General features: G+C 53.0%; 13 protein-coding genes. 2 read left to right on the top strand and 11 right to left on the bottom strand.

The features are described from left to right. The first annotated feature begins 457 nt into the window (after window positions 1-457). Window positions 458-808, top strand: coding sequence for a multidrug/spermidine efflux SMR transporter subunit MdtJ (gene mdtJ, locus QMZ30_RS10605; protein ID WP_283227315.1), 351 nt, complete (start codon window positions 458-460; stop codon window positions 806-808). After that, window positions 795-1124, top strand: coding sequence for a multidrug/spermidine efflux SMR transporter subunit MdtI (mdtI, locus tag QMZ30_RS10600; protein WP_283227314.1), 330 nt, complete (start codon window positions 795-797; stop codon window positions 1122-1124). Before mdtJ ends, mdtI begins: the two co-directional genes overlap by 14 nt. A gap of 277 nt (window positions 1125-1401) precedes the next feature. Here mdtI and QMZ30_RS10595 read toward each other — a convergent pair whose 3' ends face one another. The 11 genes from QMZ30_RS10595 to QMZ30_RS10545 all read right to left on the bottom strand — a co-directional run bounded on the left by QMZ30_RS10595 (window position 1402) and on the right by QMZ30_RS10545 (window position 8503). Next, complete coding sequence (locus QMZ30_RS10595) at window positions 1402-2376, bottom strand: glutathione S-transferase family protein (protein WP_283227313.1); 975 nt, start codon at window positions 2374-2376, stop codon at window positions 1402-1404. An 80-nt stretch (window positions 2377-2456) separates the two neighbouring features. Further along, entirely contained in the window at window positions 2457-2867 is a 411-nt protein-coding gene (locus QMZ30_RS10590; RefSeq protein WP_283227327.1) for a DoxX family protein, read from the bottom strand. Between the two features lie 206 nt (window positions 2868-3073). After that, window positions 3074-3358, bottom strand: a complete 285-nt coding sequence (locus tag QMZ30_RS10585; RefSeq protein WP_039331354.1) for a YqjK-like family protein — start codon at window positions 3356-3358, stop codon at window positions 3074-3076. Continuing rightward, on the bottom strand, window positions 3355-3750 hold the full coding sequence (locus QMZ30_RS10580) for a phage holin family protein (protein ID WP_039331351.1): 396 nt from the start codon (window positions 3748-3750) through the stop codon (window positions 3355-3357). The genes QMZ30_RS10585 and QMZ30_RS10580 overlap by 4 nt, the downstream gene beginning before the upstream one ends. A gap of 1 nt (window position 3751) precedes the next feature. Continuing rightward, window positions 3752-4057 (bottom strand): ElaB/YgaM/YqjD family protein, encoded by a 306-nt coding sequence (locus tag QMZ30_RS10575; RefSeq protein WP_039331587.1) that lies wholly within the window; start codon window positions 4055-4057, stop codon window positions 3752-3754. Between the two features lie 159 nt (window positions 4058-4216). Then, entirely contained in the window at window positions 4217-4588 is a 372-nt protein-coding gene (locus tag QMZ30_RS10570) for a DUF1090 domain-containing protein (RefSeq protein ID WP_283227312.1), read from the bottom strand. A 173-nt stretch (window positions 4589-4761) separates the two neighbouring features. Further along, on the bottom strand, window positions 4762-5130 hold the full coding sequence (gene mzrA, locus QMZ30_RS10565; protein ID WP_058968932.1) for an EnvZ/OmpR regulon moderator MzrA: 369 nt from the start codon (window positions 5128-5130) through the stop codon (window positions 4762-4764). After that, on the bottom strand, window positions 5127-5804 hold the full coding sequence (locus tag QMZ30_RS10560; protein ID WP_039336772.1) for a DedA family protein: 678 nt from the start codon (window positions 5802-5804) through the stop codon (window positions 5127-5129). Before QMZ30_RS10560 ends, mzrA begins: the two co-directional genes overlap by 4 nt. 321 nt (window positions 5805-6125) lie before the next feature. Continuing rightward, on the bottom strand, window positions 6126-6899 hold the full coding sequence (exuR, locus tag QMZ30_RS10555; protein WP_283227311.1) for a transcriptional regulator ExuR: 774 nt from the start codon (window positions 6897-6899) through the stop codon (window positions 6126-6128). Window positions 6900-6989: 90 nt separating this feature from the next. Beyond that, a complete protein-coding gene (locus QMZ30_RS10550; RefSeq protein ID WP_283227326.1) occupies window positions 6990-8291 on the bottom strand; it encodes an MFS transporter in 1302 nt (433 codons plus the stop codon). A gap of 35 nt (window positions 8292-8326) precedes the next feature. Further along, window positions 8327-8503, bottom strand: a complete 177-nt coding sequence (locus QMZ30_RS10545) for a hypothetical protein (RefSeq protein WP_283227310.1) — start codon at window positions 8501-8503, stop codon at window positions 8327-8329. Window positions 8504-8506: the final 3 nt, after the last annotated feature.

The raw sequence follows: 8506 nt of genomic DNA, 5'->3' as shown, positions 1-8506 counted from the left end.
TCTTAACCACCTCGCCAAAACCTACCAAAATATGGTGTTGGTTTATTAGCGCTGATTTAGTGGGGATCCCTCAGCGCCTCGGTGGGGTTTTTGCTTTTATTTGTGCTCGTTTCCCAGACCACATTTAATAAATAGCGCCCATCGTAAAGAAATGAAAATCCACCCTAAAGTTAATGACCTTATGCCAGAATAAGCGCGTGTTTAACTACCGAGGACAATTATTCATCCACATCGATGAAAAGCAACAACGTGGATAAGTTGTAAAATTATGGACAAAATGAACGCCCCAATGATGGCTATTTCTTCTGACCTTCCTGAACACTTCCACTGCTCGATCTACGACCAGCACTGGCGCTTCTCGCTTTAGCGTCACACTCTCCTTATTTAAAAATATTCTTAAATTTCTCACGCGTTTATTCCGCGTGATGGCTATCTATTTCTCTTAAGGAGAGAAAGTATGCGTTATTGGATTTTATTAGTTTTAGCCATCCTGGCTGAAATAACCGGCACGCTTTCGATGAAATGGGCCAGCGTCAATGACGATCAGGCCGGTTTTATTTTCATGCTGGTGATGATTGCGCTTTCCTATATTTTCTTATCATTTGCTGTAAAACGTATCGCGCTCGGCGTGGCTTACGCCATGTGGGAAGGAATTGGCATTCTGTTTATCACGCTGTTCAGCGTGATGTTGTTTGATGAAAGCTTATCAGTGATGAAAGTGGCGGGTTTAATCACGCTGGTGACGGGGATTGTGCTGATCAAATCCGGCACTTTGGCGCGCAAGGAGCGACAACATGGCCACGTTTAATGCTGTGCACCTTGCCTGGCTGGCACTGGCGATTGGGTTGGAGATCATCGCAAACATCTTTCTGAAATACTCCGATGGATTCCGTCGCCCGCTGTATGGCCTGTTGTCTCTCACTGCCGTGCTGGCGGCATTCAGTGCCTTGGCGCAAGCGGTGAAAGGAATCGATCTTTCGGTGGCTTATGCCCTATGGGGTGGTTTCGGGTTGGTCGCGACCGTCGCTGCAGGTTGGGTGCTGTTTGGCCAGCGGCTGAACCGCATTGGCTGGCTGGGCGTCGGATTGTTGATTGCGGGGATGGTGCTGATTAAGTTTGCTTAAGCGGGGAAATACGCCCTCATCCTAACCTTCTCCCGCAAGCGGGAGAAGGGACCGACCGAGCGGTTGTCAGCCATGAACACATTCTGCCAAACCGCACAAAACAGTCCTGTCTTCCTGTGAAGGGTACCAAACCGCACAAAACAGTCCTGTCTTCCTGTGAAGGGTACCAAACCGTACAAAACAGTCCTGTCTTACTGTTAAGGGTACCAAACCGCACAAAACGGTCCCCTCTCCCTGTGGGAGAGGGCCAGGGTGAGGGCACCCAGCCGCACTATCCTCAGCCGCGGCCGTGCGGCTCATCCCAGTCAAATGCCGGGCCCAGCGAAATCACGCCGCTCGGATTGATGGTTTTGTGGCTGCAATAGTAGTGATGGCGAATGTGCGGCAGGTTCACGGTATCGGCGATACCCGGCATCTGGTAGATATCCCGCAGGAAGCCGCTGAGATTGCGGTAATCACTGATACGGTGGCGGTCACATTTAAAGTGAGTGACGTAGACCGGATCAAAGCGCACCAGCGTCGTCCACAAGCGCAGATCGGCCTCAGTAAGACGGTCGCCTGTCAGATAGCGATGCTGCCCAAGGATCTGCTCCAGTCGTACCAGCGAATGAAACAGCGCCGTTACTGATTCATCATAGGCTGCCTGGGAAGTGGCAAAGCCGCTTTTGTACACGCCGTTATTGACCGTGTCGTAAATCCAGCCGTTCAGCTCATCAATCTTGTCGCGTAATTCAATCGGGTAGTAATCACCTGCGCGCGCGCCCTGCGCATCAAAGGCGCTGTTGAGCATGCGAATGATATCGGCAGATTCATTACTGACAATGGTGTGCTGCGTTTTGTCCCAGAGGACCGGCACGGTGACGCGCCCTGTGTAGTGGGGATCGGCATGCAGATAGAGTTGATACAGGAATTCGTTCTGGTAGAGCGAGTCACCGGTGGCGTCGGGGAAATCATCATCGAAGGTCCAGCCATTTTCCAGCATCAATGGATGCACCACCGAAACGGAAATCATCTCCTCCAGCCCTTTTAACTGGCGCATCAACAGCGTGCGGTGCGCCCACGGGCAAGCAAGAGAAACGTACAAGTGATAACGGTCGCGTTCGGCGGCGAAGCCCTCTTTGCCGGTGGGGCCGGCATGGCCATCAGCGGTGACCCAGTTGCGCCAGACTGCTTCTGTGCGTTTGAAGCGGCCACCGGTTGACTTCGTATCGTACCAGGTGTCATGCCAGACACCGTCAATCAGCTGTCCCATAAGCCCTCCATAAAGAAAAAGGGCGAGGAATATCCTCGCCCCTGCAAATCAGTATATGTGTTCTGACAATGCTTGTGTGCTTAGCGTGCGGCAGCCGGAGCGAAACGCGCACGAATCAGACGGTCAATGCTGTAAGCGCCTGGACCTACCAGACCCAACACCAGGAAACCACCGGCGATGGACAGGTTTTTCATGAACATCAGCTGGTTAACACCTTCCGCGAAGTTGCTGTGGAACAGGAACGCGGTCAGCAGGGTGAAGCCAGCGGTGAACAGCGCAGTGAAACGGGTCAGGAAACCGAACAGAATTGCCAGACCGCCGCCGAACTCCAGCAGGATAACCAGTGGTAGCAGGAAGCCAGGGACGCCCATTGACTGCATATATTGTGCGGTACCCGCGTAACCGGTGATTTTGCCCCAGCCTGCAGTGATGAACAGAATGGTCATTAATACACGTGCCAGCAACAGGCCTGAGTCTTCGAATTTTTTCATCATTTACTCCAACAAGAATTATGAAGCAGGTTGTTGGCCTGCAAGGTTTTAATCCCGCTGAACCGGATGTAAAAGTTCGTTGGGCCGATGGAGGGAGATGATAGTCGCAGGATGGAACAGTTGTAAGCGAGATAAACTGTCAATGTTGTTCAGGAATTCTGATGAAGAAAAACCGAATCAATTAGATCCGGTTTGAAATGAAGGAATTAGCGAGGTTCGAGCGTGGATTTGATCATGCGCCAGGTGCTCCACAAGCCAAAACCGCGTTTCGCCCAGCGCAAAATACGGTTAGGGCTGCGGATAGACCAGATTGCTAAGGCGCTGCTGCCAATCGCCAGATAGCGGCGCATGCTGATCAGCGTTAACCAACCGCGATCGTACTGCGCAGTGCTATCCAGCCAGTCACGGCGACCCGCGCTGAGATCGAGCCGCTGCTGCTGCACCTGGTTGAGCAGTTCATGGATGCGCGCTTCACGTTCGCGGCGGCTCATGAGCGATGCTCCTCCAGCAACTTGCGATCGGTTTCCAGCTCTTTACGCGTGTGACGCAGCAGCGTGGACTGACGAGACTTATGCAGCGTCCACAAACCAAATATCAACGCCAACGCAAACAGCACCGCGGTGGTAATGCCTATCGCCATTAGCCGATATTGCGCATCCACCGCCCAGATGATCAGCACCATCAGGCTCATTAAACCGAAAGCGGTAAACAGCATGGTCAAACCAATCATCAGCAGCATCTGAATCAGATTGGCTTTTTCCTCTTCCAGCTCCGCAATCGCAAGCCGGACACGCGTTTCCACCATGCCTACCAGCGTGGTGACAATGCGCTGACCAATGTTGAAGACCCCTTTGCCTGGGCCGTGGCTCTGACTATCGCTCATATCAACGACGTGAGATCAGGATGCCGATCAGCACACCGACAGCAGCACCGATGCCCACGCCGTGCCACGGGTTATCGCGCACATACTCATCGGCTTTCTCAGCGGCTTCACGCGTGGTCTGCGCGATACGCTCGCCAGAATCCCCCAGGCGCTCACGTGAACTCTCAATCGCACCACGCGCTTTGCTACGCAGCTTATCCAGCTCAGTTTTGGATTTATCCGCTGAACTGCTCAGGACTTCTTCCAGGGTGTCAGCAAGGTTTTTCAATTCCGCACGCAGATGTTCAGATGTAGTGTCTTTAGACATGAAGTTCTCCATTGTACCCTTCATACTTCAAGCTGCAGGTGCGTTGGCTACGTGCATTCACCTCAGTCACTGACTTCAGTAAGCTCCTGAGGATTCAGGCACTTGCCGCCTTCCTGATGCTCGAATTATTCTGGGTATACATCATTTATTTAAGTCCGATTAGTAGGGCTCAGCTTCCAGCTTTTTCAGCTCGTGCTGTGCCTCTTCCAGCTTACGTTCGCGCTTTTCAATCTTATCGTTGTCGCCATCCTGACGTTCTTCCTTCAACTCTCGCTCACGTTCAGCAATTTTATGCTTCTGCGCTTCGATGCGTTCGCTGTGGGCAGATTTCAGTTTCTCATCGGTGCAGCTGGCACGCACTTCAGTCAGCGCGCGCTCCAGCCCGGTGACCCGGCGCTGATTATCGTGCTGTTTAGCCATGTCGATCTCGCGCTGAATATCATGCTCTTTTTGCTGACACAGTGATTCAGCCGCCAGCAGCGAACCGGAGAGAGAGAACAGAATAGCACCCAGCAGTAATTGTTGTTTCATCAGGCGTTTACCTTCCATTGTTGATGACCTGCCGCAAACCGGGCAGGAATGGCATCCCAGCTTGTCATAACACACGCTTCCTTAAGGATAGACATCGGACGAAAAAATTCAAAGAAGACGCGGGGATAGCGAGGATTGATTCACCGTCTGGCTTATCGCCAGACGGTGGAATATTAGCTGTAAGTAGGACGATTGGCGTCGGGAACCTGCTGCGAAGCTTGCGGCCCACTGGCCACCACGAACCCTTGTGGTAGCAGGCGCCGCAGCACTTTCTGCGCCGCTAAACTCTGCTCTTCATTCTCAAAATGAATCACCAGCGCATCGCCAGAGGGCGTAATACTTTTGATACGCACGCCTTGCGCGGTGAGTTGCTGATAAAGATAAAAACCATCAGGCAAATTGGTGCCGCTATGCGCAACACGGATTTGCACCACGGCTTCATGTTGCAGTAACGAAGGCGCAAAAATCACGGCCAGCACCGCCAACGCACCGGCAAACACCCAAGGCAGAATGCGCTTGGGGAATCCACGCAACTTGATCATGACTGTGAATTCCCATTACGTGATGCCTGGCGTTTACGCCACAGAACAACCAGAGAACCCACCAACCCAATCACCAGCAACACTAGCGGCAACAGCATCAGGCAGAACATCAGTTCATCTTCGTAGCGACGGAAAATCGGGGTTTTACCCAGCGCAAAGCCGAGCACGGTCAGGATTAGCACCCACAAGAAGCCGCTCACCCAGTTGAAGAACTGGAAACGAGCATTGCTCAAGCCTGAGAGCCCGGCAATGGTAGGCAACAGAGTACGCACAAAGGCAATAAAGCGGCCGATCAGCAGCGCCGACAAGCCGTGGCGGTGGAATAATTTATGGGCGCGCTGATGATATTGCGCGGGTAAATGTGAGAGCCATTTTTGCACGGTGGGGGTGTTGCCGAGCCATCGGCCCTGAATATAGCTCACCCAACAACCGAGACTGGCGCCGGTGGTCAGCACCAGCAACGTTAACGGGAAACCCATGGTGCCTTTGGCGATCAACACGCCGACAAGAATTAACAGGCTATCACCGGGAAGAAATGCGGCGGGCAGCAGGCCGTTCTCCAGAAACAGGATCATGAACAGCAAACCGTATATGGCCCACACCAGCGTGGGGTCGGAGAGCATTTCGTAATCCTGCTGCCACAGGGCATGCAGCAATGCTTTCAAAATATCCATCAATCGTTCCTGAACATCATTGTTAAACGTGCCCGTGAGGGGCTGAGGCGCAGGCTGGTTTGGTTATACATTTTAGGTATGCAGCCCATGCGGAGTTTCCGGATCCATCCAGAATAGATTGTTAAATCAGCGACTTTTTAAAGCCCTGTCGCAAAGGGTAAGAAAAGGGCGATAACTGTAACAAAAATCACGCTAGTCAGACAGTGTAAAGTGGCTGCCGTACAGGAGTTTTACCTTTTGACGCAGATGGTCAAAAGGAGCTTTACATGAGCTGACATTATTGCAGATTAACTGACTAATTCGCCTGGAAATGCAGCAGAATCAATGTGAATTGTCACTACCTTCCGGCAGGATGACGGGATTTTCCGCAAACATGTAACGGTCAACATTGAATTCAAAATCATCGGCCGTGGCGTCAAACAGCATCTGTTTAGTATTTTCCAGGTGCTGCCACATTGCCAGCTTGCTGGCGGCGGGATCTTTGCGCATCAGTGCTTTCAAAATCTGGTCGTGATCGTCGCACCAGCTGGTGATATTGCGCGCATCGATATGTTCGTGCAGCTTCAGCCAATAAGGGTTGTGCAGGCGGTGCAGCCACATCTTTTCGACAATCGCGGCTAATGCGCTGTTTTGCGTGGATTGCGCAATTCGCACATGGAAATGCATATCCCATTCGGAATCACGTGAGTGATCTTCCTGGCGCGCTTTTTCCTGAATCGCCATCAACGCCATAATGTCCTGACGCGTCACTTGGGTGGCGGCAAATTCGGCCACGTTGCTCTCAATCAGCTGGCGGGCTTGCAGCAGCTCAAACGGCCCAAAGCTGGCAAATTCCAGCTGGCTCGGGGTGGTTTCACGATTCTGCTGTTGATTGCTGACGACGTGAATGCCTGAGCCTTTACGCACTTCAACGTAACCTTCCACTTCCAGCATAATGATCGCTTCACGCACCACCGTACGGCTGACTTCCATCTCTTCAGCGATCAAACGTTCTGCAGGCAGTTTATCGCCCACGCGATAATCGTCTGCTTCAATCCGGCGTTTGAGTTCACTGGCGAGTTGTTGGTAAAGACGACGGGATTCGTTCAGATCCATTGCGCGGTTCGCTGTAGTGGTGGAGGTTGAGTTGTTATACCACTTTGGCGGAACGGAGGAAATGGGCTGGCAGACACCAGCCCGAGGAGATTAACTGCGCGCGGTGGCCGGTTGCGCGATAGGGCGATCGTCCAATTCCGAAACCGGTTGGTTTTTCAGTACCGTCCAGATAACGCAGGCACCCAGCAAATCAAACACGGCCAGTGCGGCGAACAACGGGCTAAAGCCTAAGGTATCGGCCAGTGCGCCGACCACCAGAGCAAATAATGTGCTGGCGGTCCAGGCTGCCATGCCGGTCAAACCGTTGGCGGTTGCCACTTCATTACGCCCAAACACATCGGAAGAGAGGGTAATCAGCGCGCCAGACAGGGCCTGATGAGCAAAACCACCGACGCACAATAATCCAATCGCGACATAAGGGCTGGTAAACAAGCCGATGGTGCCCGGCGCGATCATCAGCACTGCGCCCAAGGTGACGACAAGTTTACGTGACACGATGAGGTTGACGCCAAACCAACGCTGGAACAGCGGTGGCAAATATCCGCCGACAATACAGCCCAGGTCCGCGAACAGCATCGGCATCCAGGCAAACATGGCTATCTCTTTCAAATTGAAGCCATAAACTTTGAACATAAACAGCGGGATCCACGCGTTAAACGTGCCCCAGGCCGGTTCTGCAAGGAAGCGCGGCAGAGCGATACCCCAAAACTGGCGGTTGCGCAGAATCTGGCGGGCGGACATTTTGCTGTTGTTGCCCGTCTGATGCTGTACTTCCTGTCCCGCGATAATGTAATGACGCTCTTCTTCACTCAGCTTGGTTTGTTGCTTTGGATGCTTATAAAACACCAGCCAACACAGTGCCCACACCATGCTCAACACGCCGGTGATGATAAACGCCATTTGCCAGCTGTGTGCCATAATCGCCCACACCACCAGCGGCGGTGCCAGCATCGCTCCTATCGACGAACCCACGTTAAAGTAGCCCACCGCGACGGAACGCTCTTTCGCCGGGAACCATTCGCTGCTGGCTTTCAGGCCCGCAGGAATCATCGCGGCTTCCGCTGCACCGACCGCACCGCGCGCCAGCGCAAAACCGCCCCAGCTGCCCGCCATCGCCGTGGCCGCGCAGAAGATGGCCCAGAGCACGGCGAATACCGCATAGCCGATTTTGGTACCCAGTAAGTCAAGCACATAACCGGCCACGGGCTGCATCACGGTGTAGCACGCCGAATAGGCGGCAACGATATACGAGTATTGCTGTGTGGTAATGCCAAGCTGGGTTTCCAGCGTGGGTGCGGCAACCGCGATGGTATTGCGCGTCAGGTAGCCGAGTATGGTGCCCAGCGTCACCAGCCCAATCATGTACCAGCGTAGCCCTTTGATCTTACGCATCATTAACCTCTTCCAGTCTGTCGTAATGCTTGCCATTAAAGAGTCAGGCGCACTGCTGTGCGCACTCGGGCGGCCTTGACGAGCAGACCCGCCGCCTTGTTGTTATGCGCTGTGCCATTACGATCGGCATCAACGAGGCGAGAGGTTAACTTGTTATACAGCTTTAAAAGTTGAATGCCATCACAAAAAACCTGCATGCCGTGTGAGTTCATTTA

It is taken from the genome of Pantoea sp. EA-12, from assembly GCF_030053355.1.
Lineage (GTDB): Bacteria > Pseudomonadota > Gammaproteobacteria > Enterobacterales > Enterobacteriaceae > Pantoea > Pantoea vagans_C.
The sequence above is the reverse complement of the archived record's forward strand: the minus strand, read 5'-3'. Positions and strand labels throughout refer to the sequence as shown.